Raw genomic sequence first — 22,496 nt, 5'->3', positions numbered from 1 at the left:
CATTGGAGAGAACCATGACTTTTTCCCATCCCGTCGCGGTCATCACCAGCGATGAGCAAGCCCTGATCGTCGCCAGCGACCTGGCCGAAGATTTCAAACGCGACAGTGCCGTGCGTGACCGCGAACGCCGCCTGCCACTGCCGGAGCTCGACGTGTTTTCCCGCTCCGGCCTGTGGGGCATCAGCGTGCCCAAGGAGTATGGCGGCGCCGGCGTGTCCAACGTGACCCTGGCCAAAGTCATCGCCCTGATCGCTCAGGCCGACGGCTCCCTCGGACAGATTCCGCAGAACCATTTTTACGCCCTCGAAGTGCTGCGGGTTAACGGCAGCCACGAGCAGAAACAGCGGCTGTACGCCGAGGTGCTGGCCGGTCAACGTTTTGGCAACGCCCTGGCGGAACTGGGCACCAAAACCGCCCACGACCGCGTCACCAGTCTCAAGCGTGACGGCGACGGCTATCGCATCAACGGGCGCAAGTTTTACGCGACCGGCGCGATCTACGCGCAGCGTATCCCGACCTCCGTGGTCGATGAAAATGGCGTGCAGCAACTGGCCTTCGTCCCGCGTGACAGCAAGGGCCTGACGGTGATCGACGACTGGAGTGGTTTCGGTCAGCGCACCACCGGCAGCGGATCCGTGGTGTTCGAAGACGTCTACGTTGCCGCCGAGGACGTGATCCCGTTCCAGAGTGCCTTCGAGCGTCCGACCACGGTCGGCCCGCTGGCGCAGATCCTTCACGCCGCCATCGACACTGGCATCGCTCGCGCCGCTTATGAAGATGCCCTGCACTTCGTGCGCAGCAAGACCCGGCCATGGATCGACTCCGGTAACGACAAGGCCACCGAAGACCCGCTGACCCTGAAGAGCTTTGGCCATTTGAGCATCCGCCTGCACGCCACCGAAGCACTGCTTGAGCGCTCCGGCGAATTCCTCGACAAGGCCCAGGCCGAGACCAATGCAGAAACAGTCGCTGCGGCGTCGATTGCAGTCGCCGAAGCACGGGCGATCAGCACTGAAATCTCGCTCGCTGCTGGCAGCACGCTGTTCGAACTGGCCGGCAGTCAAGCGACCCTGATTGAGCACGGCCTCGACCGTCACTGGCGCAACGCCCGGGTACACACCCTGCACGACCCGGTGCGCTGGAAATATCACGCGGTGGGCAATTACTACCTCAACGCTGAAAACCCTCCGCTGCGAGGGACGATCTGATGAGCGCCGCGAAAAAGAAGATCCTGCTCAACGCGTTCAACATGAATTGCATCGGCCACATCAACCATGGCCTGTGGACGCATCCGCGCGACACCTCGACCCGCTACAACACCATTGAATACTGGACCGAGCTGGCGCAGTTGCTGGAGCGCGGGCTGTTTGACGGCCTGTTCATCGCCGACATCGTCGGGGTGTACGACGTCTACCAGAACTCGGTGAACGTCACGCTCAAAGAGTCGATCCAGCTGCCGGTCAACGACCCGCTGCTGCTGGTCTCGGCCATGGCTGCGGTGACAAAAAACCTTGGTTTCGGCCTGACCGCCAATCTCACTTACGAGCCGCCGTATCTGTTCGCCCGCCGCATGTCGTCGCTCGATCACCTGAGCCGCGGTCGGGTCGGCTGGAATATCGTCACCGGTTACCTGGACAGCGCCGCCAAGGCCATGGGCCTGCGCGAACAGGTCGAGCATGACCGTCGCTACGATCAGGCCGACGAGTACCTTGAAGTGCTCTACAAACTCTGGGAAGGCAGTTGGGAAAACGGCGCGGTGCTCAATGACCGCGAGCAACGCATCTACGCGCAGCCGGAGAAAGTGCACAAGGTCGAACACCACGGCGAGTTCTATCAGGTCGAGGGTTATCACCTCTGCGAGCCGTCGCCGCAGCGCACGCCGGTGCTGTTCCAGGCCGGCAGTTCGGATCGCGGTTTGCTGTTCGCCGGGCGCCACGCCGAGTGCGTGTTCATCAGCGGCCAGAACAAGCCGTCGACCAAAGTGCAGGTGGACAAGGTCCGCGCCAGCGCGGTCGAGGCCGGGCGCAATCCCGAGGATATCAAGGTGTTCATGGGCCTCAACGTGATCGTCGGTGCCACCGAAGCAGCCGCGTGGGCCAAGCACGCCGAGTACCTGAGCTATGCCAGCGCCGAGGCCGGCGTCGCGCATTTCTCGGCGTCCACCGGCATCGACTTTTCCCAGTACGACATCGACGAACCGATCCAGTACGTCAAGAGCAATGCCATCCAGTCCGCCACCAAAAATCTGCAGAACAACGACTGGACCCGACGCAAGTTGCTCGAGCAGCACGCCCTCGGTGGCCGCTATATCACCGTGGTCGGCTCGCCTGAGCAAGTGGCGGATGAACTGGAAGCGTGGATCGCCGAAACGGGACTCGACGGCTTCAACCTGACGCGCATCGTCACCCCGGAAAGCTATGTCGATTTCATCGAGCTGGTGATTCCGGAGTTGCAGCGGCGCGGGTCGTACAAGACTGCGTATGAGAGTGGCAGCTTGCGCGAGAAGCTGTTTCACGGAGAGGCACATTTGCCCGAGCAACACACCGGCTCTTCATACCGACATTAAAAGCTTCGCTGGCAAGCCAGCTCCCACAAGGGTCTGTGGCGTTCACAAAACCTGTGGGAGCTGGCTTGCCAGCGATGAGGCCCGAGCAGACACACAAAATTCATGCACTGACTGGAAAAATCACCATGACCAAGAAACTTCTCTCCCACCCAGTCAAAGCACTGGCCCTGGCCCTCGGCCTGTTCAGCTCGGCAGTGTTCGCCGCCGATGCACCCCTTAAAATCGGCACCACCGCCGCCTTCGCGATTCCGCTGGAAGCCGCCGTCGAAGAGGCCTCCAAACAAGGCCTGAAAGTCGAACTGGTGGAGTTCACCGACTGGATCGCGCCGAACGTCAGCCTCGCCGCTGGCGACATCGACGTGAACTACTTCCAGCACATCCCGTTCCTCGAAAACGCCAAGGCCGCTTCCGGTTTTGACCTGGTGCCATTCGCCCCGGGCATCATCAACAACGTCGGCCTCTACTCGAAGAAATACAAAAGCTTCGACGAGTTGCCTGAGGGCGCCAGCGTCGCCATCGCCAACGACCCGATCAACAGCGGTCGCGGTCTGCAACTGTTGGCCAAGGCCGGTCTGATCACCCTGAAACCGGGGGTCGGCTACAAGGCCACCGAAGACGACATCATCGCCAACCCGAAGAAGATCCAGATCCTGCAAGTCGAAGCCGTGCAACTGGTGCGCGCCTACGATGACGCCGATCTGGTCCAGGGCTACCCGGCCTACATTCGTCTGGCGAAGACCTTCGACGCCGGCTCGGCGCTGCTGTTCGACGGTCTCGACCACAAGGAATACGTGATCCAGTTCGTGATCCAGCCAAAGAGCAAGGACGATCCGCGCCTGATCAAATTCGTCGACATCTACCAGCACTCGCCGGCCGTTCGCGCCGCCCTGGATAAAGCCCACGGCAAGCTGTATCAGGCCGGTTGGGAAAGCTGAGCATGACGGCCGCGATCCAACGGCGACTGGAGATTCCAGAGCCCAAAAATGCTGAGAAAACCGAACTGCATCCCGAGCTCAATCGTGCCCATGTGCGCTTCATCGGTCTGGGTAAAACCTACGAGGGTCGGCAAGGCCCGGTCGCGGCCCTGCAAGGCATCGATCTGGCGATCCAGCGCGGTGAGGTGTTCGGCATCATCGGTCGCAGCGGCGCCGGCAAGTCGTCGCTGATCCGCACGATCAATCGTTTGGAACAACCCACTGCAGGGCGGGTGCTGATCGATCAGGTCGATATCGGCGAGTTCGATGAAGACCGTCTGGTGGCCCTGCGCCGACGCATCGGCATGATCTTCCAGCACTTCAACCTGATGTCGGCCAAGACCGTGTGGCAGAACGTCGAACTGCCGTTGAAAGTCGCCGGCGTGCCGAAGGCACAACGCGAGCAGAAAGTCCGCGAACTGCTCGAACTGGTCGGCCTGCAAGCCAAGCACACGGCCTACCCGGCGCAGCTTTCCGGCGGGCAGAAGCAGCGCGTCGGCATCGCACGCGCATTGGTGCATGACCCGGACATTCTGCTCTGCGACGAAGCCACTTCGGCGCTCGATCCGGAGACCACCCAATCGATCCTCGGCCTGCTGCGCGAGATCAATCAGCGCCTGGGCCTGACGATTGTTTTGATCACGCACGAAATGGCGGTGATCCGCGAAATCTGCGACCGCGTGGTGGTCCTGGAACACGGGCGGATCGTTGAGCAAGGCCCGGTCTGGGAAGTGTTCGGCAATCCGCAGCACGAGGTCAGCCAGACCTTGCTCGCGCCGCTGCAACACGCACTGCCGGAAGAACTACAAAGCCGTCTGCATGATCAGCCACCCTCCCCGGGCTCGGCGGTGGTATTGCGTTTGCAGTTCACTGGCAGTGCCGGCGACGAGCCGGATCTGGCCGCGTTATTTACCGCCCTCGGTGGTCGGGTGAAGTTGCTGCAGGGCGGCGTCGAACGGATTCAGGGCCACGCGCTAGGACAACTGTTGCTGGCGGTCAGCGGCTCGGCCCTGAGCGCCGAACAATTGCGTGAGCGCGCCGGGCAGTGGGCGCAACGAGTGGAGGTATCGGGTTATGTGGTTTGATCGCTTGCTGCAGGGCTTTATCGACACCTTCCTGATGGTCGGCGTGTCGTCGCTGATCGCCTTGCTGGTGGGGATCCCGATGGCGGTGATTCTGGTCACCAGCGACAAGGGCGGGATCTATCAGGCGCCGCTGCTCAACCGGGCGCTGGGCGCGTTCGTGAATCTGTTCCGCTCGATCCCGTTTCTGATTCTGATGGTCGCGCTGATTCCATTCACCCGGCTGATTGTCGGCACCACGTACGGTGTGTGGGCGGCGGTGGTGCCGCTGACCATCGCCGCGACGCCGTTCTTTGCGCGGATTGCCGAAGTGAGTCTGCGTGAGGTCGATCACGGCTTGATCGAGGCGGCGCAGGCCATGGGCTGCCGACGCTGGCACATCGTCTGGCATGTGCTGTTGCCTGAAGCGCTGCCGGGGATCGTCGGCGGGTTCACGATTACGCTGGTGACAATGATCAACTCGTCAGCCATGGCCGGGGCGATTGGTGCCGGCGGCCTCGGCGACATTGCTTACCGCTACGGTTATCAGCGTTTCGACAGCCAGATCATGCTGACGGTGATTGTGTTGCTGGTGGCGTTGGTGGCGGTGATTCAGTTGGGTGGGGATCGTCTGGCGCGGGGGCTGAACAAGCGTTAAGGCATGCCGCGCCTCTGAAACCGCTATCGCGAGCAGGCTCACTCCTACATGGGATCGCATTTCAAATGTAGGAGTGAGCCTGCTCGCGATGGGCTGCGCAGCGGCCCCGCTGGTTGGCGTATATTCGACACACACCAACTGCCGCGCAGCACCTGACCATGAAGCAAACGCCCACCGATCTGGAACAGATCACCGCCACCACCCTCGGCCACTACAACTCGGTGGCCGAAGACTTTCGCGAAGGCACCCGCGATCACGATGTCAGCCAGAACATCGACGCGCTGCTACGGCATATCCACGGCACTGCGCCGTTCACCCTTCTCGATTTCGGCTGCGGCCCGGGGCGTGACTTGCAGACGTTCACCCGCATGGGCCACGTCGCGGTCGGCCTCGATGGCACGCCGGAATTTGCGCGCATGGCCCGCGAGGACAGTGGTTGCGTGGTCTGGCAGCAGGACTTTCTGAAACTCGACCTGCCGGCTGAGCGCTTCGACGGCATCTTCGCCAATGCGGTGCTGTTTCATGTGCCGTCGCAGGAGTTGCCGCGAGTGCTCAAGCAGTTGCATGGCACGCTGAAACCGGGCGGGGTGTTGTTCAGTTCCAATCCGCGCGGGGATAACCGTGAGGGCTGGAACGGGCCGAAGTATGGCGCGTATCACGACCTTGAGGCGTGGCGCGGGTTGCTGACGGCGGCGGGGTTCGTCGAGCTTGAGCACTACTACCGGCCGGCAGGGTTGCCGCGCGAGCAGCAGCCTTGGCTGGCCAGCGTCTGGCGGCGGGTGGGTTGAAGATCAAAAGATCGCAGCCTGCGGCAGCTCCTACAGGGGATTATCTGTAGGAGCTGCCGCAGGCTGCGATCTTTTGCTTTTGCCTCAAGCGGACTCTTTCTGCGGCTCGCGAATCTTGTACCAGGCCACATACAGCGCCGGCAGAAACAGCAGGGTCAGCAACGTCGCGACCACGATCCCGCCAATCATCGCGTAGGCCATCGGCCCCCAGAACACTTCGCGGGCGATCGGGATCATGCCCATGCTCGCCGCCGCTGCGGTCAGCAGGATCGGCCGGCGACGGTGCTCGGTCGCTTCCACCACCGCATCCCACGGCGCGTAGCCCTTCTGCTCGAACTCATCGATCTGCGTCACCAGAATCACCGAGTTGCGGATGATGATGCCGATCAGCGCCAGGATCCCGAGAATCGCCACGAAGCCCATCGGTGTCCCGGTCGGCACCAGCGCCAGCACCACGCCGATCAGCCCGAGTGGCGCGACGCTCGCCACCAGGAACATCTTCTGCACGCTGTGCAGCTGGATCATCAGGAAGGTCGCCATCAGAAACAGCATCAACGGCAGCACCTTGGCAATCGGTCCCTGGGCCTTGCCGCTTTCCTCGACCGTACCGCCGGTGGCGACTTTGTAGCCGACCGGCAGTTTTTCAGCGAAGGCATCAATTGACGGCTTGAGCAGTTTCACCAGGTCGGTCGGCTGGATCTCGTCGCGCACCGAGGCCTTGATGGTGATGGTCGGCAAACGGTCGCGACGCCACACCAACGGCTGCTCCAGCTCATACCGCACAGTGGCGAAGGCCAGCAGCGGAATCGAGGTGCCGTTGGGTGTGACGATCTGCAGGTTCTGCAAAGTTTCCGGGGTGCCGCGCTCGGAATCCACCGCCCGGCCAACAACGTTGATCAGGTAGATATCGTCATCGACCTGGGTCAATGGCGAGCCGCTGACGATGCTGTTCATCAGCTTCGCCACGTCTTCCGACGACAGCCCGAGCTGACGCGCCTTGTCCTGGGCGATGTCGATGCGCAGGACTTTGCCCGGCTCGTTCCAGTCGTAAATGATCTCGCCGATGTGCTCGTTCTTGTCCAGCTCGGTCGCCAGGTCGATGGCGTGCTTGCGCACCTGATCGATGTCCTTGCCGCTGACCCGGTACTGGATCGGCCGCCCCACTGGCGGGCCCATTTCCAGCGCCTGGACGTAACTGCCGATGCCGACGAAGTCCTTGTGCAGACGCTCGCGCAAGCGTTGGCTGAGGGCTTCGCGGGCCTCGAAGTCTTTGCTGACGATCACCAGTTGCGCGTAGTAAGGGTTCTGTAATTGCTGGTCGAGCGGCAGGTAGAAACGGATTGCGCCCTGACCGATGTAAGTGCTCCAGCGCACGATGTCCGGGTCGCCCTTGAGCGTGGCTTCGAGCTTGTCCACAGCCTTGCGGGTTTCGTCGATCGAGGCGTTTTGCGGCAGGTTCAGATCGACGAGGATTTCCGGGCGGTCGGAGGACGGGAAGAACTGATTCTGCACAAAGCGCATGCAGAACACCGCCAGCACGAAGCACAACACGGTGATGCCGATCGCCCACCAGCGGTTGCGCATCGACCACAGCAAACCGTGGTTGAACGCACGGCCAATGCGCCCCGGCTCACCTTCGTGGGGTTTCACATTGGTGCTGAGGATGTGCACGCCAATCACCGGTGCGAACAGCACCGCGACGATCCACGACACCAGCATCGCCACCGCGATCACCGCAAACAGGGTGAAGGTGTACTCACCGGCGGAGCTGGCGTTGAGGCCGATCGGCACGAAACCGGCGACCGTCACCAGCGTACCGGTGAGCATCGGGAATGCCGTCGAGGTGTAGGCGAACGTCGCCGCCTGCTCCTTGGTCTCGCCCATTTCGAGGCGCGTGACCATCATCTCCACGGTGATCATCGCGTCATCCACCAGCAGGCCGAGGGCGATGATCAGTGCGCCGAGAGAAATCCGCTGCATGGTGATGCCGCTGTATTCCATGAACACGAAGACCATCGCCAGCACCAGCGGAATCGAGCACGCCACCACCAGTCCGGCGCGCACGCCAAGACTGATGAAGCTGACCACCAGCACGATGATCACCGCTTCGAACAGCGCGCTGGTGAAGCCGCCGACGGCCTCTTCCACGACCACCGCCTGATCGGACACGGTGTGTACGCCGACGCCCACCGGCAAGTCGGCCGTCAGTTGGTCGATGCGCGCGTGCAGCGCTTTACCGAACTCCTGCACGTTGCCGCCCTTCTGCATGGCGATCGCCAGGCCGATGGCCGGTTTGCCGTCGAAGCGGAATTCCGGCGTGGCCGGGTCGACGTAACCACGGCTGATGTCGGCGACGTCGGCCAGCCGATAGAAACGGTCGTTGAGCTTGAGATTGACCTCGGCCAGATCCTTCTCCGAAGCGAACTGCCCCGAAGTGCGCACGGAAATCCGCTCCGGCCCGGCCTCGATCACCCCCGCCGGGGTCACCGCGTTCTGCGATTGCAGGCTCTGCACCACCTGGCGCTGATCGATGCCCAGTGCCGCGAGTTTGCGGGTGGAGAAGTTCAGGTAGATCACTTCGTCCTGCTGGCCGATCATTTCGATCTTGCCCAGCCCCGGCACGTTGCGGATCTCGGCGCGGGCCTGTTCCACGTAGTCGCGCAACTGGCGCATGGTCAGGCCGTCGGCGGTAAAGGCGTAGACCGAGCCGTACACATCGCCGAACTCATCGTTGAATCCGGGGCCCTGAATCCCTTGGGGAAACTGCCCGCGAATGTCATCGATCTTCTTGCGCACCTGGTACCAGATTTCCGGAATGTCCTTGGCGCTGGTGGTGTCGCGCAGGTACACGTAGACCGTCGATTCGCCGGGCCGCGTATAGCTTTTCACGTAGTCGAGAGAATCGAGCTCCTCGAGTTTTTTCTCGATGCGGTCGGTAACCTGCTTGAGGGTTTCCTCCTGGGTCGCACCCGGCCACTTGGTCTGGATGACCATGGTCTTGATGGTGAACGACGGGTCTTCTTCGCGCCCCAGATTGAAGTAGGAAAACACTCCCATCAGCAGCGCGACGAACATCAGGTACCAGACGAACGACTGATGCTTGAGGGCCCATTCGGAGAGATTGAAAGAGCCTTTCATTGACTGTCCTCGTCGAGTTTCACGGCTTGTCCGGGTTTGAGACTGTTGACGCCTGCGCTGACCACCTGCTCACCACTCTTGACCCCGCCGGCGAGCACCACGGTGCTGTCGGTGCGGCTGGTGACGCTGACATCGCGCGGTGACACGGTTTTGCTCTGGGTGTCGATGACCCAGATGCGGGTCTTGCCGTCGACTTCCTGCAACGCCGTGGCGGGCAGTTCGATGCGCGGTTTGATCGGCGAGCTGAGGGTCACGCTGATCGCCGTGCCGAGACGAAACCCGGTGGGTGTTTCGCTCAGGGTCAGGCGGGCGCGACGGGTACGCGTGGCACTCTGCGCCTGGGGTTCGATTTCACGAATGATCGCCGTGGTGTGAATGCTCGGGTCGAGCTGCGCGGCCACCAGAAATACCACGTCGGACGGGATCTGATCGACCAGCGTGTCCGGCAGGTCGATCACCGCTTCCTTGATGTCCGGTTGCGCCAGGGTCACCACTTGCTGGCCGGCGGTCACCACCTGGCCGGCCTCGGCATTCCATGCGGTGACCACGGCTTTGTGGTCGGCACGCAATTCGGTGTAGCCGAGTTGATCCTGGCTCTGATTGACCGCCGCGCGCGCCTGATCAAGCGAAGCCTGGGTGGTTTTCAGGTCGGTGGTGGCGATGTCCAGTTGCGCCTGGGCGCCCACTCCGCGATCGAACAGTGCCTGCTGCCGCCGGGCGTTGGCCTGGGCGTTGATCAGTTGCGCCTGGACCTTGGCCAGATCGCCCTGGGCCGAACGTAACTGGTTCTGCTGATCGCTCGGATCGAGGGTGGCGAGCAGCGTGCCCTTGTCGACTTCCGCGCCAACATCGACGTTGCGACTGGCGATACGGCCGCCGACGCGAAACCCGGTATTGCTCTCGTAACGCGCTTGAATGCTCCCGGCAAAACGCCCGAGGGTTTCCTCGTTCAGCGCCTGCACCTTGATCGACAATACCGGTCGCACCGGCTCCGGCGGTGGCTCGCTTTTCGAGCAGGCGGCCAGCAACACGCCGATGGACAACAGCCCCAGACGCTTCATGGCTGCGCTCCCGGTTGCAGATCCTTGTAGGTGTTTTCTGCCACCTCGACTTTTATCCCCGGGTGCAGCAATTGCCCACCGGCCACGATCACCTTCTCGCCGCCGGTGAGTCCTTCACTGATGATCACGTTGCCGGTCAGGTAGCGACCGACCGTGACGTTGTGCAGTTGCGCCTCGCCCTTGTCATCGACGATCCACACGGCGGGGTCGCTGATGTTTTTGGTCAGCGCCGACCACGGCAATTGCACTGCCGACTTGCCCGAGCCTTTGGCGCTGGCACTGACCACCGAGCCCAGCTGCATGCCCTGCGGCAGGCTGTCGAGGGTGACCTTGACCTGCACCGTGCCGGACTGCGCCGACACCGCCGGGGTGATTTCGCGAACGGTGCCGGTGGTCTTGATGTTGGGGTTGTCGAGCAGGCTGACCACGATCGAGCGATCCGCAGGCCGTTCCGAGAGCAGCGATTCGTAGACGTTGAACACCGCATCGCGCTCGCCATCGCGGGCCAGTTTGAAAATCGGCGCGGTCGCCTGGACCACTTGACCGACCTCAGCCTGGCGCTCGGTAATGATGCCGGGAGCATCAGCGATCAGCGCGGTGTAACTGAGTTGATCCTTGGCATTGGCCAGCTGCGCCTGAGCCGCGCTCAGTGCGCTCTGACTGCTGCGCAAGGCGGCTTGAGCGGAGTCGAATTCGCTCTGACTGGTGTAACCCTTGGGCAACAGTTTCTGCTGCCGCACGAACGCCGCGGCGCTCTGTTTGACTCGCGCCTGCTCGGCGACCACCTGCGCCTGGGCGGAATCGACATTGGTCTGCAAATCCTTGGGATCGAGTTTGGCCAGTACCTGCTTGGCGCTCACCCGGTCGCCGACATCGACCATGCGCTGGATGATCTTGCCGCCGACACGGAACGACAGTTCGGTCTGCACCCGGGCCTGAACGTCACCGGTGAGGGTCACGGCAGCGGCGTAATCGGCCGGTTTGACCTCTTGCACGAAGACTCGTGGCAGGTACTCCGCCGGGGCCTCTTTCTTGCCGCAAGCGGTCAGCGCCGTGAGCAGGCTCAGCACGACAACTGTTTTCAATCCGGGACTCGCCATGCAGACTCCTTCCTGTGTACGAACGTGCAAGTGACGATACGACTGTGAGCTTAGAACAGGGTTCAACCTTCGCTCGCGGGAATAACGCATTTTCCACATTGATTTCTGTGGCGAGGGAGCTTGCTCCCGCTCGACTGCGAAGCAGGCGCAAACCTCTCGAATCGGGGTTTGGGGCCGCTTCGCAGCCCAGCGGGAGCAAGCTCCCTCGCCACAGGGGTACGGGCACGGCACACTATCGGCTCCGGCAAAGGAAACGCCCATGCTCAAGACCCTCGCGGTGGCCAATTACCGCTCGATCAATAAATTGGTGATTCCGCTGGGCCGGCTGAACCTGATCACCGGCCCCAACGGCAGCGGCAAGTCCAACCTCTATCGGGCCTTGCGCCTGCTGGCGGAGACCGCGCAGGGCGGCGTGGTCAACGCGCTGGCCCGCGAGGGTGGGCTGGACTCGACGTTCTGGGCCGGGCCGGAAACCATCAGTCGGCGCATGCGCAACGGCGAAGTGGCGGTCGAGCCGACGGTGCGTCAGGGCGTCAAAAGGCTGCGCCTGGGGTTTGCCGGGGAAGATTTCAGCTACTCCATCAGTCTCGGCCTGCCCGATTCCAACGGACACTTCATGTTGCCGGGGGACACTCATCCCAGCCCCTCGCGCTTCAGCCTCGATCCGCAGATCAAACGCGAATGTATCTGGGCCGGACCACTCTATCGTCCGGCGAGCCTGCTGGTAGATCGCAACGGCCCGATGATTCGCGCCCGCGAAGGCCGCAGTTGGGACGTGCTGGCGCAGCACACGCCGAACTTCGACAGCCTGTTCGATCAGGTCGGCAGCCTGCGCAGTTCGCCGGAAGTGTTCCAGATGCGCGAGTTCATTCGCCGCTGGCGCTTCTACGATCACTTTCGCAGCGACGCCGACGCCCCGGTGCGCCAGCCGCAATTGGGTACGCGCACGCCGGTGCTGCATCACGACGGTCGCGACCTCGCCGCAGCCCTGCAGACCATCAATGAAATCGGTGACCCCGAGGCATTGCAGGCGGCGATCAGCGATGCCTTTCCCGGCGCACGGCTGAACATCGCCCCGCTGGCCGGCGGACGCTTTGCCATCGAGTTCTTTCAGGAGGGGTTGCTGCGGCCATTGTCGGCGGCGGAGCTATCGGACGGCACCCTGCGTTATCTGTTGCTGATCGCCGCGCTGCTGACGCCACGCCCGCCGTCATTGATGGTGCTCAACGAACCGGAAACCAGTCTGCATCCGGATCTGTTGCCGGCGCTGGCGCGCTTGATCATTCGCGCTTCGCAGGGGTGTCAGGTGTGGGTGGTGTCGCATGCGCGAAGGTTGATTTCGGCATTGCAGGAAGACTCGGAGTGCAATTGCATCGTGCTGGAGAAGACGCTGGGACAGACCGGGATTGTCGGCCAGCGGGTGCTCGATGAGCCGGCGTGGAACTGGCCGGATTGAGCGGCACCTGAACGAGCTCTTTCGCGAGCAAGCTCGCTCCCACAGTTGGAATGCGTCTCCCTGTGGGAGCGAGCTTGCTCGCGAAGAGGGCCTTCAGGTCAGCGCAGATTTAACGGCCAATCACCCCTGCCACTTGCCACCCTCGACAATCACACTCTCAGGCTGGGTGTCATCGCTCAGCTCTTTACGCACATATTGGTCGTACAGCTTGAGCAGGTACTTCTCTTCACCCAGCTTGGCCAACTCGGTATTCACCCAGTCACGCAGCTCGACGTTGCCCTTCTTCACCGCCGGGGCAATCGGTGCTTCGGCGCCGAGTTTTTCGTCCAGCACGCGGTAGCCCGGGTTCTGCTTGGCCCAGCTGAACAGCACCAGATTATCCTGCGCGTAGGCGTCGCCGCGACCATTGGCCAAAGCTTGCAACGACTCGGAGTTTTTCTCGAACTTCAGCAGTTTCCAGTCCGGATGATTCTTGGTCAGCCAGATGTCGGCGGTGGTGCCGGTGGTAACGATAGTGGTGCGGCTGGCCAGGTCATCGAGGCTTTTCACCGCGCTGCTTTGCGGCACCAGAGCCTGCACCGCGACCTTGAGGTTCGGGTTGGTGAATTCCACCGCTTCCTTGCGCTCCGGGGTCACGGTCATGTTGGCGAGGATCAGGTCGACCTTGTCGCTCTGCAGGAACGGAATGCGGCTCGCCGGCTCCACGGCCACGAACTCGACCTTGTTCTCGTCGCCCAGCAGATCCTTGGCGAAGCGCCGGCCGATGTCGGTGTCGAAACCGACGTAGCGTCCGGCCTCATCGACGAAACCGAACGGTGGCTTGTCGGTGAACACGCCGACAATCAGTTTGTCGCGGGCCTTGATCTTGTCCAGGTAACCGGCTGGCGCGGTGCTTGCGCTGGCGACTTTCGGCTTCGGCGGTTCTTCGGTTTTGCTGCAACCGGCAAGCAAGGCAAGGCTGAGCAGAGGCAATAAAAAAGCGGCAGTTTTCATAGCGGTTCCAGTTCCTTTGTCGGATTCGTTTCAGGCAGTGTTGCAACGAAGGAGAACTTCTCCAGAAACTGCTGCGCGCGTGCGGTTTGCGGGTTCGTAAAGAAAATCTCGGGCGGGTTCTGCTCAAGGATGCGCCCGGCGTCCATGAACACGATGCGGTCGGCCACCGCGCGGGCGAAGGCCATTTCGTGAGTGACAATCAGCAGGGTCATGCCCTCGCGGGCCAGGCCCTGAATCACTTGCAGCACTTCCTTGACCATCTCCGGGTCGAGGGCGGCGGTGACTTCATCGAAGAGCATGACCCTCGGGTTCATGCACAACGAGCGGACGATGGCGATGCGTTGCTGCTGGCCGCCGGAGAGCTGGCGTGGAAACGCATCGCGCTTGTCCGCCAGGCCCACCCGTTCGAGCAAGGCTTCGGCCTGCTGCTGCGCTTCACGGCGCTGGCGCTTTTGCACCTTGAGCGGGCCGAGCAACAAATTGTCGAGCACGCTCATGTGCGGGAACAGGTGATAACTCTGGAACACCATGCCGATCTGCTGACGCACTTCGCGCCAGTCGGTGGCCTTGTCCAGCAGCTCGCGCCCGGCAAATTTCAGGCTGCCGCCATGGGCGCTTTCCAGGCCGTTGAGGCAACGCAGCAACGTGCTTTTGCCACAACCACTGGGGCCGAGGATGACGATCACTTCGCCGCTGCGCACTTGCAGGTCGATGCCCTTGAGCACCTGCTGCTCGCCATAGAATTTGTTGAAACCCTGAAACTCGATCAATGCGCTCATGCTTGCGTCCAGCGCCGCTCCAGCACGCGCGAGGCGGCCGACAGCGGGTAGCAGATGAAAAAGAAAAACAGGAACAGCGCGCCGTAGATCAGCACCGATTCGTAAGTGCGCTCGATGATCTGCTGGCCGACCTTGATCACATCGACCACGCCGATCAGCACCGCCAGCGAACTGGTCTTGATGATCCGCGTGTAGACGTTGATGGTCGGCGGCGTCATGCGTTTCAGCGCCTGCGGCAGCAATACGTAGCCGTAGAGTTGCGCCGCGTTGAGGCCGATCGACAGCCCCGCCTCACGCTGCCCGCGCGGCAACGAATGCAGCGCACCGCGCGCCACTTCGCCCACCTCGCTGGCGCCCCACAGCGACAGCACCAGCACCGCGCACCAGAAACTCGGAATGCTCAGGCCGAAGAAAATCGGCAGGCCGAAAAACAGCAGGTACAACCAGACCAGCACCGGGATCGCCCGGAACAGTTCCAGATAAACCCGCAGGATGACGTTCAGCCACGTCACGTTGAGCGTGCGCAACACGCCGTAGAGCACGCCGCCAACGGTGCTGATGGCGATGCTCAGGAACGAGATCGACAGGGTTTGTCCGGCGCCTTTTGCCAGTTGCGGCAACGACACCCAGAGCAGCTCAAGACCCGAACTGGCCATGCTGGAGCCTCCTTTCCAGACGGCTGAGCAGCAACGACAGCGGCAAGAACAGCAGCACGCAGATCAGCGTCAGCACGGCGAGCATTTCGTAGGTTTTGTAGTAGAGCGCGATGTAGCTCTTGGTGGTGTAGAGGATTTCCGGCACCGCCACCGCCGAGACCACGGTGGTTTCCTTGAGCAGGAAAATGAAATTGGCGAACAGCGAGGGCAGGCTGAGAATCCCCGCTTGCGGCAGGATCACGTAGCGCAGCAACTGGCCGTGGGACAGGCCAATGGAGCGCCCCGATTCCAGTTGCGCCTGTGGCACGGCGTCGACACCGGCGCGCAGCACTTCGGTGAGGTAGGCGCCGCCGAGAAAAGTCATGGTGATGATCGCCGCGGTGAAGCCGGACACCTGGATGCCGATGGCCGGCAAGGCGAAGTAGACGAAGAACAACTGGATCAGCAGCGGCGTGTTGCGCGCCAACTCGACATACAGGCCGACCGCGCGTTGCAGGTAAGGCGTGCGGAACACCAGAATCGTTGCGTTGAACAGCGCCACCAGCAGCGATGTGCCGATGGCGATGAACCCGACTTGCAGCGTCACGCCCACGGCCTTGAGAAAGGCCGGCAGGGTACTGAGGATAAATGCGTAATCGAAAGTCATGAAGCATCCTGGACGTCGCTCGGTAAGCGGCGGTCATGCAGTCCATGGACAGCGGGTAACTGTCCGGCAGGCACTGACTTTATAGGTATAAAAACAAGAATTTAAATACCGTTAAAGCATATTGATATCACCCAAAAAACTATCTTGTGGGTTTGCCGGGAAGGAATAAGAAGGCTATTTTCCCTTGCGCTGTAGGAAGGATCTTTTTTGCGTGAAAGCCCTCCAAGGACGAACAGCTTTTGGCCAGACTCCCCCGGCCAAACCATTACAAGGAAGACAACATGGACGTAAAAGTGCCGCAGCGACTGGATCCGCAGGACATCGTGAAATTGCTCGTGGCGTTGCGCCGGGCGTTGAAGGCTCAGGTGGCCTGAGCTATACACATCAAAATCAAAAGATCGCAGCCTGCGGCAGCTCCTACAGGAAATTGCATTCCCCTGCAGGAGCTGCCGCAGGCTGCGATCTTTTGCTTCTGGCTTTAGATCTTGTGGCGAGGGAGCTTGCTCCCGCTCGACTGCGCAGCAGTCGTAAACCGGGCACGCCATTGGGAGCCCTTCGGCCTCCAGCGGGAGCAAGCTCCCTCGCCACAGGCATGTCGATCCCACCAATCGAGCACAAAAAAAACGCCAATGACCATCACTGGCCATCGGCGTTTTCATACCTTGAAGGGGTGGTTCACGCGTCGGATCAGAACGCCGGCAATACCGCGCCGTTGTACTTCTTCTCGATGAACGCTTTGACTTCCGGGCTGGTCAGGGCTTTGGCCAGTTTCTGGATGGCGTCGCTGTTCTTGTTGTCCTCACGCGCCACCAGGAAGTTCACGTAAGGCGAATCGGCACCTTCGATCACCAGCGCATCCTTGGTCGGGTTCAGCTTGGCTTCCAGCGCGTAGTTGGTGTTGATCATGTCCAGATCAACTTCTTTCAGAACGCGTGGCAGCAGGGCCGATTCCAGTTCCTTGAACTTGAAGTTGTGCGGGTTCTTGGCGATGTCTTTCGGGGTCGCCAGGGCGTTTTTCGGATCTTTCAGTTCGATCAGGCCCGCCTTCTGCAGCAGGATCAGTGCGCGACCGCTGTTGCTGCCTTCGTTCGGAATGGCGATGGTCGCGCCGTCCGGCAGATCAGCCAGTTTCTTGTACTTGCTCGAGTAGCCACCGAACGGTTCAACGTGCACGCCTTGCACGGTCACCAGGTACTTGGCCTTGTCGTCCTTGTATTTACCGGCGTTGAAGCTGTCCAGGTAAGGTTTGGTCTGGAAGTAGTTGGCATCCAGGCGCCTCTCGCCCACTTGCACGTTCGGCTGCACGTAATCGGTGAAGACCTTGATTTCCAGATCCACGCCCTCTTTGGCCAGGGTCGGTTTGATCAGCTCAAGAATTTCCGCGTGCGGTACCGGAGTCGCCGCCACCACCAGCTTCTCGCCGGCCTGGGCCAGGGAAGCAGTCAGAGCAGCCGCCAATGCGGTAAACAACAGAACCTTTTTCATGCAGTGTCCTTATCGAGAATCACGGTCGCGAATGGCGACGGCTATTAATACGAGTGCCAGTGAAGTGCTATCTCTGGCGTGAAGCGGACAATACCGGGATTTTTTATTCCCGGACAATAACGTTTATTCACGTTGATATTCCATTTTGTTCATACACGCGAGATAGACGTGCAGGCGCTGCCGCAGGCTGCGATCTTTTAATTTTCAACGGGTTGAATGTGTCTGGAAGCAAGATCAAAAGATCGCAGCCTGCGGCAGCTCCTACACGAGGCCTGCGTTTTTTAGTAGCTGCTTTAGCGCCTGCTGATCGGTGGCGGTGCCATTTTCCAGGATGTGTTTAATCTGGCTTTCGATCTGCACCAGTGTCGGAGGCAGGTTCAGGTGTTCCGGGAGGATTTCGTCGCCGGTGCTGACCAGCAGCGCGAAGTGAATGACGTTTTCCAGCTCACGGGTGTTGCCCGGCCAGCTGTGGCGCTCCAGAAGGTGTTGCGCCGCTTCGCTGATCAACGGCACCGGCAGGTCGAGGCGCTGGCTGTAGATGCCGAGAAAATATTCCGCCAGCGACAGGATGTCGCCGATCCGCTCGCGCAGCGCCGGCAGTTCCAGCTGCCCTTCGCTGAGGTAATGATAGAGCCGTTCGTGAAACTTCCCCGCGTCCACCGCTTGCGCCAGGTCGATGCTGGTCGCCGCCACCAGCCGCACATCCACCGGGCTTGGCTGATGCGCGCCGACGCGGGTGACTTCGTGGTTTTCCAGGGCGGCGAGCAGTTTGATCTGGATCGGCAACGGCAGATCGCCGATTTCGTCGAGATACAAAGTGCCGCCATTGGCCGAACCGAACCAGCCGGCACGACTGCTCGCCGAACCGGTGTAACTGCCGGCGGCATAACCGAACAGCTCGGCATCGGCGTAGGTAGGGCTGATCGCGCCGCAATTGACCGAGACGAACAGACCGCTGCGGTCACTGGCTCGGTGAATGTGGCGCGCGAGCAATTCTTTACCGGTGCCGGTCTCGCCGCGGATCAACACCGAGATCGAACGCGGTGCCAGGTGCTCCAGTTCCTCGCGCAACTGGCGGGAACGGGGATCGACGAACACCAGCGCCTTGGCGCGAATGCTCAGGGGACTTTTTTCCGCATCGGGAAAGGTCAGCAACGGCTGACCGAACGTTTCGAAACTCATGGCAGACTCCCGCCCACAACCGCCGGCAGACGGGGGCGTTCAGAAAAGAAAAAGGTTCAAGCGCGACGCCGGGCGTGGTGTTCCATGCGGTTCTGCAGGCGATACAGATAAGCGAAACCCTGCTCCCAGCGCTGATGCCCGGACTTGACGTTGATGTGCCCGGCTCCGGCAAGAATTCCCGCTTCGGCGCCCCAGTTGCGCGCCAGCTCCAGGGCGCGCGGGGCGCTGACGGCGGCGTCGTTGTCGGAACTGACCACCTGGCTCGGGAACGGCAGCAGGTCGGTCGGGATCGGCGCGAAATTGCGCAGTGCCGGCGCGCAGGCCGGACGCTCGACATCGGCAGGTGCGACCAGCAACGCGCCGCGCACCTGACGCAGGTACTGCACGGGCGCGGTGGCAGCCCAATGCGCAACGGTGATGCAACCCAGGCTGTGAGCAATCAGGATCACTGGCGTGCTGTCGACAGCAATCGCCTCGGCCAGCGCCGCGACCCAGTCTTCACGGCGCGGCGTCAGCCAGTCGGCCTGCTCCACCCGGGCGCTGTTGGGCAGGCTGTTTTGCCAGTGGGTTTGCCAATGATCTTCTGGCGATCCTTGCCAGCCCGGCACAATCAGATAGCGGATTGATTCGTTGCGCATGGGGGAGCTCTCCTGCGTCGTGTCTGTTCCTGATCGAGTATAGGTACGGGATTTATATTCGTTAAGGAATAAGAAGCTATTTATTAAGACCCAAAAGAAATATGATTGGCTTTGTGTAGGAGCTGCCGAAGGCTGCGATCTTTTGCTCTTGTTCTTAAAATCAAAATCAAAAGATCGCAGCCTTCGGCAGCTCCTACAGGGGGTAGTTTTTGCGGGATAAAAAAAAGGGCCGCACCCTGCCAAGGAGACGGCCCTGGAAAAACGTAAATCCTGTTACCGCGCAGTGATCACCGACAACTTGGTAATCCCCGCCCGCTCGATCGAAGCCATGGCCCGCGCCACCTCGCCGTAGTTCACCCCGTCGTCGGCCTGCAATTGCACGCGCACTTCCGGGTCCTTGGCCTTGGCCGACTTGAGGTTGAATTCCAGCAAGTCCGGCTGGATTTCATCCTTGTTGATAAACAGTTTGCCGGTGCCGTCGATGCTCACCACCAGCGGATCTTTCTGCTCGACCGGTGCTACCGCTTCGGTCTTCGGCAGGTTGATCGGGATCGCGTTGGTCAGCAGCGGCGCGGTGACGATAAACACCACCAGCAGCACCAGCATCACGTCCACCAGCGGCGTCACGTTGATCTCGCTCAGCACCTCGTCGCTGTCTTGCGTGGAGAAGGCCATATCAGGACGCCTCCTTCACTTTTGCCGCGTTGCCCGGTGCTGCGACCTTGTGCGCCGTCGGATGGATCAGCACGCGGAACGAGCTCTTTTGCGCCAGGCTGTAGAAGTCGTGGGCGAAGTCATCCAGGTCCGCCGCCGTCAGTTTCAGACGACGCAAAAAGTAGTTGTAAACCAGCACCGCCGGCACCGCGACGGCGATCCCCACACCGGTGGCGACCAGTGCCGCGCCAATCGGACCGGCGACTGTTTCCAGGCTCGCCGAGCCTGCCGCGCTGATGCCTTTGAGCGCTTCCATGATTCCCCACACCGTGCCGAACAGGCCAATGAACGGCGAGGTGCTGCCAATACTCGCAACCACTGCCAGACCGGTTTCCAGCGAACGGCGTTCGCGAACGATCTGCTGACGCAAGGCACGCTCCAATCGATCCTGATGGTTGATCGCCTGGCTCAGGTCATTGGCCTGCGGCGCCTCACCCACCTGGATCGCCGCGTAACCGGCCTGTGCTACCCGGGCGGCAGCGCCGGGCTGGGTTTCACTCAATTCCGCGGCTGAATCCAGACTCGACGCCGCCCAGAAACGTTTATGAAACTTGCGATCCTGCGCCTTCAGACGACCGAACTGCACAGCCTTGAGCAGCGCCAGTCCCCAGGTGGCAACGGAAAAAACCACCAGCAGCCAGATCACCGCACTTTCGATGGATTCCAGTGGAGAGGCCAGTAACGTCATGATGTGTTCCCTCGTGTAAACATTTAGCGCGAATAGGTTTCGGTTTAATGAATCTTGAAATCGATGGGCACGCTGACCCAGCCGTCCTGGGCGACATCACCCTGCTTGGCCGGCACGAAGCTCCACTGCTTGACGGCATTGAGTGCTGCATCGTCGAGTTGCTGCCGACCACTGCTTTTCTGAATCTGAATTTCACCGGGCTTGCCATTGGCCAATACGTGCACCCTTAGCATCACCGTGCCTTCCCAGCCGCGACGCTGGGCCAGCGATGGATATTCCGGCGCCGGATTCTTCAAATACGCGGCGTTGGCCGAGGCCGGCGTTACCGGAGCCGGAGCCGGTGGTGCAGGTGGCGCTGGCGCTGCGACTGGGGCTGCCGGTTGCGGCGGCGCAGGTGGTTGTTCAACGGCTTTGGGTGCCGGTTTCGGCACCGGTTTGGCCACCGGTTTCGGCTTGGGCTTGGGAATCGGTTTGGGTGGCGGCGGCTTCACCGCCAACTCGTCTTCAACCGGCGGCGGTGGCTCAACGACCGGTGCCGGTGGCGGCGGTTCGACCACTAGTGGCGCGGGTGGCGCCGGCCGCGAAAACTCGATGGTCATCGGTGGAATTTCCGGCGGCACGATCGGCAATGCCGGCGTCGGATGCTGGTTGATCCAGTAGATCACCGCGCCGTGCACCAGCAGCGCCAGCACACCGAGCAGAATGGTTTCACGGCGGCTCAGAATGCCCTTGGGCACACGCTGCAACCGCAGCTGCCCCAGCGGCACACGATGGGGCCGGCCGAGATCGACCAATTCGCCACTCGGTGCCTGGCGCCACAGCACCTCCTGTGCACTGGCGGCGGTCTGGACATTGCCCATTGATTCACTCCCTGCGGTCTCTTTGCGAAGTACCCGACGGGTCGCCGCAAACATCCCCCGGGCGACCGGTCGTTGGGTGAATCATTGGAGTAATGGCTTATCTCCGAAAGTAACTTTTATCGATGTGCTTAGATTTTTTATGAATAAAAATTTTTGATGATCTGTCCGAAGCCACGCCCTGCAAGGGCTGGCGCCGAGGTCAAAATTTACAATGCTTTTCAAGCATGAAAAATATTCGGCGAAGGCATGCGAAAAGCCTTCAATCCGGGCTTTTTCAGGGTTTTTGTCGGATGAATTCAAGGCCTGTCAGCGCGACATCGCCGCTCAGATCGGCAGCGCTGCCCAGTGCCCGCAAGCGTGTGTAAGCCTGATCGGGTGAGAACATCACCCAGGCTTGCGCCGTGCCATCTGCCGTCAGCGTATTGAAAGAGATGGCGACCGGGCCTGTTGAAAAACCATGCCTGAAGTGAAAATTGCCAAATGCGATCGGATAATCGGTGCCGGACTCGGACAACGTGCCGGTGAAACTGCCGGTGCGGTCATCGCCCTCGACGAGGGTCAAGGTTGTATCTGAAGGTTCATGACGATAAACGCCGTTGATCGTGGACATGTGCAGCATCCTTGCTTGATGTTTTGTGAGAAAAATCCGGCGCTGGCTGCGCCTCATGCATGGCGAACGAAGTCGCCCGGCAGGCTGCTGACCACGCCGTCATAGGTAACGCGCACGCAGTGCCCCTGCAGTTCATGAGTGCCGCGACTTGGCGAGAACAGGGTCAGGGCGAAATAACCGTGATCCTGGTTATTGGCAATCAGCGTGACCACGGTTGGCGGCTGGTAGCCGTTGAGGCTGGCGTAACGGCCACTGACGATGCCGTAGTTGATGCCTTGGTGATGCAACGTGCCGCCGAAGACCCCGGTGCGGTCATCGGAATCGACAATGGTCAGAGAAGGGCCGTCGAGTGTGTTGGAATAAAGTGCGTTTTGCATGTAAGCGTCCTGATCGAATGATTAATTCCACCGCGAGCTTAGAATCAAACACCAGCAAGCGCTGTC

General features: G+C 61.2%; 22 protein-coding genes. 7 read left to right on the top strand and 15 right to left on the bottom strand.

Annotated elements, in window-relative coordinates; translation table 11 throughout:
• The first annotated feature begins 14 nt into the window (after positions 1 to 14).
• The 6 genes from ABV589_RS16100 to ABV589_RS16075 all read left to right on the top strand — a co-directional run bounded on the left by ABV589_RS16100 (position 15) and on the right by ABV589_RS16075 (position 6,047).
• The gene (locus tag ABV589_RS16100) at positions 15 to 1,208 is read left to right on the top strand and encodes an SfnB family sulfur acquisition oxidoreductase (protein WP_367082475.1); all 1,194 of its coding nucleotides are present in this window, start codon (positions 15 to 17) and stop codon (positions 1,206 to 1,208) included.
• Positions 1,208 to 2,566 (top strand): LLM class flavin-dependent oxidoreductase, encoded by a 1,359-nt coding sequence (locus tag ABV589_RS16095; protein WP_367082473.1) that lies wholly within the window; start codon positions 1,208 to 1,210, stop codon positions 2,564 to 2,566. Before ABV589_RS16100 ends, ABV589_RS16095 begins: the two co-directional genes overlap by 1 nt.
• Positions 2,567 to 2,691: 125 nt before the next feature.
• On the top strand, positions 2,692 to 3,501 hold the full coding sequence (locus ABV589_RS16090; RefSeq protein ID WP_367082471.1) for a MetQ/NlpA family ABC transporter substrate-binding protein: 810 nt from the start codon (positions 2,692 to 2,694) through the stop codon (positions 3,499 to 3,501).
• A 2-nt stretch (positions 3,502 to 3,503) separates the two neighbouring features.
• Entirely contained in the window at positions 3,504 to 4,625 is a 1,122-nt protein-coding gene (locus tag ABV589_RS16085) for an ATP-binding cassette domain-containing protein (protein ID WP_367082469.1), read from the top strand.
• Entirely contained in the window at positions 4,615 to 5,259 is a 645-nt protein-coding gene (locus ABV589_RS16080; protein ID WP_027611182.1) for a methionine ABC transporter permease, read from the top strand. Before ABV589_RS16085 ends, ABV589_RS16080 begins: the two co-directional genes overlap by 11 nt.
• A 158-nt stretch (positions 5,260 to 5,417) precedes the next feature.
• Positions 5,418 to 6,047, top strand: coding sequence for a methyltransferase domain-containing protein (locus ABV589_RS16075; RefSeq protein ID WP_367082467.1), 630 nt, complete (start codon positions 5,418 to 5,420; stop codon positions 6,045 to 6,047).
• An 84-nt stretch (positions 6,048 to 6,131) separates the two neighbouring features.
• Here ABV589_RS16075 and ABV589_RS16070 read toward each other — a convergent pair whose 3' ends face one another.
• The 3 genes from ABV589_RS16070 to ABV589_RS16060 are packed head-to-tail and all read right to left on the bottom strand — an operon-like array spanning position 6,132 to position 11,346.
• Positions 6,132 to 9,185: an efflux RND transporter permease subunit gene (locus ABV589_RS16070; protein ID WP_367082465.1), complete on the bottom strand. Its 3,054-nt coding sequence runs from the start codon at positions 9,183 to 9,185 to the stop codon at positions 6,132 to 6,134.
• A complete protein-coding gene (locus tag ABV589_RS16065) occupies positions 9,182 to 10,246 on the bottom strand; it encodes an efflux RND transporter periplasmic adaptor subunit (RefSeq protein WP_367082463.1) in 1,065 nt (354 codons plus the stop codon). The genes ABV589_RS16070 and ABV589_RS16065 overlap by 4 nt, the downstream gene beginning before the upstream one ends.
• Positions 10,243 to 11,346, bottom strand: coding sequence for an efflux RND transporter periplasmic adaptor subunit (locus tag ABV589_RS16060; RefSeq protein ID WP_367082461.1), 1,104 nt, complete (start codon positions 11,344 to 11,346; stop codon positions 10,243 to 10,245). Before ABV589_RS16060 ends, ABV589_RS16065 begins: the two co-directional genes overlap by 4 nt.
• A 259-nt stretch (positions 11,347 to 11,605) precedes the next feature.
• Here ABV589_RS16060 and ABV589_RS16055 point away from each other — a divergent pair, with 259 nt between their 5' ends.
• The gene (locus ABV589_RS16055) at positions 11,606 to 12,802 is read left to right on the top strand and encodes an AAA family ATPase (protein WP_367082459.1); all 1,197 of its coding nucleotides are present in this window, start codon (positions 11,606 to 11,608) and stop codon (positions 12,800 to 12,802) included.
• Between the two features lie 120 nt (positions 12,803 to 12,922).
• On the opposite strand, the gene ABV589_RS16050 is transcribed toward ABV589_RS16055, so the two are convergent.
• The 12 genes from ABV589_RS16050 to ABV589_RS15995 all read right to left on the bottom strand — a co-directional run bounded on the left by ABV589_RS16050 (position 12,923) and on the right by ABV589_RS15995 (position 22,430).
• Positions 12,923 to 13,795 carry a transporter substrate-binding domain-containing protein gene (locus tag ABV589_RS16050; protein WP_367082457.1) on the bottom strand — a complete coding sequence of 291 codons (873 nt, stop codon included), beginning with the start codon at positions 13,793 to 13,795 and terminating at the stop codon, positions 12,923 to 12,925.
• Complete coding sequence (locus tag ABV589_RS16045; protein WP_367082455.1) at positions 13,792 to 14,574, bottom strand: amino acid ABC transporter ATP-binding protein; 783 nt, start codon at positions 14,572 to 14,574, stop codon at positions 13,792 to 13,794. The genes ABV589_RS16050 and ABV589_RS16045 overlap by 4 nt, the downstream gene beginning before the upstream one ends.
• Positions 14,571 to 15,230 (bottom strand): amino acid ABC transporter permease, encoded by a 660-nt coding sequence (locus ABV589_RS16040; RefSeq protein WP_367082453.1) that lies wholly within the window; start codon positions 15,228 to 15,230, stop codon positions 14,571 to 14,573. The genes ABV589_RS16045 and ABV589_RS16040 overlap by 4 nt, the downstream gene beginning before the upstream one ends.
• A complete protein-coding gene (locus ABV589_RS16035; RefSeq protein ID WP_367082451.1) occupies positions 15,211 to 15,876 on the bottom strand; it encodes an amino acid ABC transporter permease in 666 nt (221 codons plus the stop codon). The genes ABV589_RS16040 and ABV589_RS16035 overlap by 20 nt, the downstream gene beginning before the upstream one ends.
• 687 nt (positions 15,877 to 16,563) lie before the next feature.
• Entirely contained in the window at positions 16,564 to 17,361 is a 798-nt protein-coding gene (locus ABV589_RS16030) for a MetQ/NlpA family ABC transporter substrate-binding protein (protein WP_367082449.1), read from the bottom strand.
• A gap of 261 nt (positions 17,362 to 17,622) precedes the next feature.
• Positions 17,623 to 18,543, bottom strand: coding sequence for a sigma 54-interacting transcriptional regulator (locus tag ABV589_RS16025; protein WP_367082447.1), 921 nt, complete (start codon positions 18,541 to 18,543; stop codon positions 17,623 to 17,625).
• A gap of 56 nt (positions 18,544 to 18,599) precedes the next feature.
• Complete coding sequence (locus tag ABV589_RS16020) at positions 18,600 to 19,181, bottom strand: alpha/beta hydrolase (RefSeq protein ID WP_367082445.1); 582 nt, start codon at positions 19,179 to 19,181, stop codon at positions 18,600 to 18,602.
• 273 nt (positions 19,182 to 19,454) lie between these two features.
• Positions 19,455 to 19,856, bottom strand: a complete 402-nt coding sequence (locus ABV589_RS16015; RefSeq protein WP_096797443.1) for a biopolymer transporter ExbD — start codon at positions 19,854 to 19,856, stop codon at positions 19,455 to 19,457.
• A 1-nt stretch (position 19,857) separates the two neighbouring features.
• On the bottom strand, positions 19,858 to 20,583 hold the full coding sequence (locus ABV589_RS16010; RefSeq protein ID WP_166221402.1) for a MotA/TolQ/ExbB proton channel family protein: 726 nt from the start codon (positions 20,581 to 20,583) through the stop codon (positions 19,858 to 19,860).
• A gap of 44 nt (positions 20,584 to 20,627) precedes the next feature.
• Positions 20,628 to 21,443: an energy transducer TonB gene (locus ABV589_RS16005; protein WP_367082443.1), complete on the bottom strand. Its 816-nt coding sequence runs from the start codon at positions 21,441 to 21,443 to the stop codon at positions 20,628 to 20,630.
• Between the two features lie 274 nt (positions 21,444 to 21,717).
• Positions 21,718 to 22,053 (bottom strand): hypothetical protein, encoded by a 336-nt coding sequence (locus tag ABV589_RS16000; protein WP_007963449.1) that lies wholly within the window; start codon positions 22,051 to 22,053, stop codon positions 21,718 to 21,720.
• Positions 22,054 to 22,106: 53 nt separating this feature from the next.
• On the bottom strand, positions 22,107 to 22,430 hold the full coding sequence (locus tag ABV589_RS15995; RefSeq protein WP_007963450.1) for a hypothetical protein: 324 nt from the start codon (positions 22,428 to 22,430) through the stop codon (positions 22,107 to 22,109).
• Between the last annotated feature and the right edge of the window lie 66 nt (positions 22,431 to 22,496).

This window comes from Pseudomonas sp. HOU2, from assembly GCF_040729435.1.
Taxonomy (GTDB): Bacteria; Pseudomonadota; Gammaproteobacteria; order Pseudomonadales; family Pseudomonadaceae; genus Aquipseudomonas.
The sequence above is the reverse complement of the archived record's forward strand: the minus strand, read 5'-3'. Positions and strand labels throughout refer to the sequence as shown.

Bases quoted from the DNA above. Each gene is read 5' to 3' on its own strand.
- ABV589_RS16100 (WP_367082475.1), top strand. From the start codon at position 15: ATGACTTTTTCCCATCCCGTCGCGGTCATCACCAGCGATGAGCAAGCC.
- ABV589_RS16095 (WP_367082473.1), top strand. From the start codon at position 1,208: ATGAGCGCCGCGAAAAAGAAGATCCTGCTCAACGCGTTCAACATGAAT.
- ABV589_RS16090 (WP_367082471.1), top strand. From the start codon at position 2,692: ATGACCAAGAAACTTCTCTCCCACCCAGTCAAAGCACTGGCCCTGGCC.
- ABV589_RS16085 (WP_367082469.1), top strand. From the start codon at position 3,504: ATGACGGCCGCGATCCAACGGCGACTGGAGATTCCAGAGCCCAAAAAT.
- ABV589_RS16080 (WP_027611182.1), top strand. From the start codon at position 4,615: ATGTGGTTTGATCGCTTGCTGCAGGGCTTTATCGACACCTTCCTGATG.
- ABV589_RS16075 (WP_367082467.1), top strand. From the start codon at position 5,418: ATGAAGCAAACGCCCACCGATCTGGAACAGATCACCGCCACCACCCTC.
- ABV589_RS16070 (WP_367082465.1), bottom strand. From the start codon at position 9,185: ATGAAAGGCTCTTTCAATCTCTCCGAATGGGCCCTCAAGCATCAGTCG.
- ABV589_RS16065 (WP_367082463.1), bottom strand. From the start codon at position 10,246: ATGAAGCGTCTGGGGCTGTTGTCCATCGGCGTGTTGCTGGCCGCCTGC.
- ABV589_RS16060 (WP_367082461.1), bottom strand. From the start codon at position 11,346: ATGGCGAGTCCCGGATTGAAAACAGTTGTCGTGCTGAGCCTGCTCACG.
- ABV589_RS16055 (WP_367082459.1), top strand. From the start codon at position 11,606: ATGCTCAAGACCCTCGCGGTGGCCAATTACCGCTCGATCAATAAATTG.
- ABV589_RS16050 (WP_367082457.1), bottom strand. From the start codon at position 13,795: ATGAAAACTGCCGCTTTTTTATTGCCTCTGCTCAGCCTTGCCTTGCTT.
- ABV589_RS16045 (WP_367082455.1), bottom strand. From the start codon at position 14,574: ATGAGCGCATTGATCGAGTTTCAGGGTTTCAACAAATTCTATGGCGAG.
- ABV589_RS16040 (WP_367082453.1), bottom strand. From the start codon at position 15,230: ATGGCCAGTTCGGGTCTTGAGCTGCTCTGGGTGTCGTTGCCGCAACTG.
- ABV589_RS16035 (WP_367082451.1), bottom strand. From the start codon at position 15,876: ATGACTTTCGATTACGCATTTATCCTCAGTACCCTGCCGGCCTTTCTC.
- ABV589_RS16030 (WP_367082449.1), bottom strand. From the start codon at position 17,361: ATGAAAAAGGTTCTGTTGTTTACCGCATTGGCGGCTGCTCTGACTGCT.
- ABV589_RS16025 (WP_367082447.1), bottom strand. From the start codon at position 18,543: ATGAGTTTCGAAACGTTCGGTCAGCCGTTGCTGACCTTTCCCGATGCG.
- ABV589_RS16020 (WP_367082445.1), bottom strand. From the start codon at position 19,181: ATGCGCAACGAATCAATCCGCTATCTGATTGTGCCGGGCTGGCAAGGA.
- ABV589_RS16015 (WP_096797443.1), bottom strand. From the start codon at position 19,856: ATGGCCTTCTCCACGCAAGACAGCGACGAGGTGCTGAGCGAGATCAAC.
- ABV589_RS16010 (WP_166221402.1), bottom strand. From the start codon at position 20,583: ATGACGTTACTGGCCTCTCCACTGGAATCCATCGAAAGTGCGGTGATC.
- ABV589_RS16005 (WP_367082443.1), bottom strand. From the start codon at position 21,443: ATGGGCAATGTCCAGACCGCCGCCAGTGCACAGGAGGTGCTGTGGCGC.
- ABV589_RS16000 (WP_007963449.1), bottom strand. From the start codon at position 22,053: ATGTCCACGATCAACGGCGTTTATCGTCATGAACCTTCAGATACAACC.
- ABV589_RS15995 (WP_007963450.1), bottom strand. From the start codon at position 22,430: ATGCAAAACGCACTTTATTCCAACACACTCGACGGCCCTTCTCTGACC.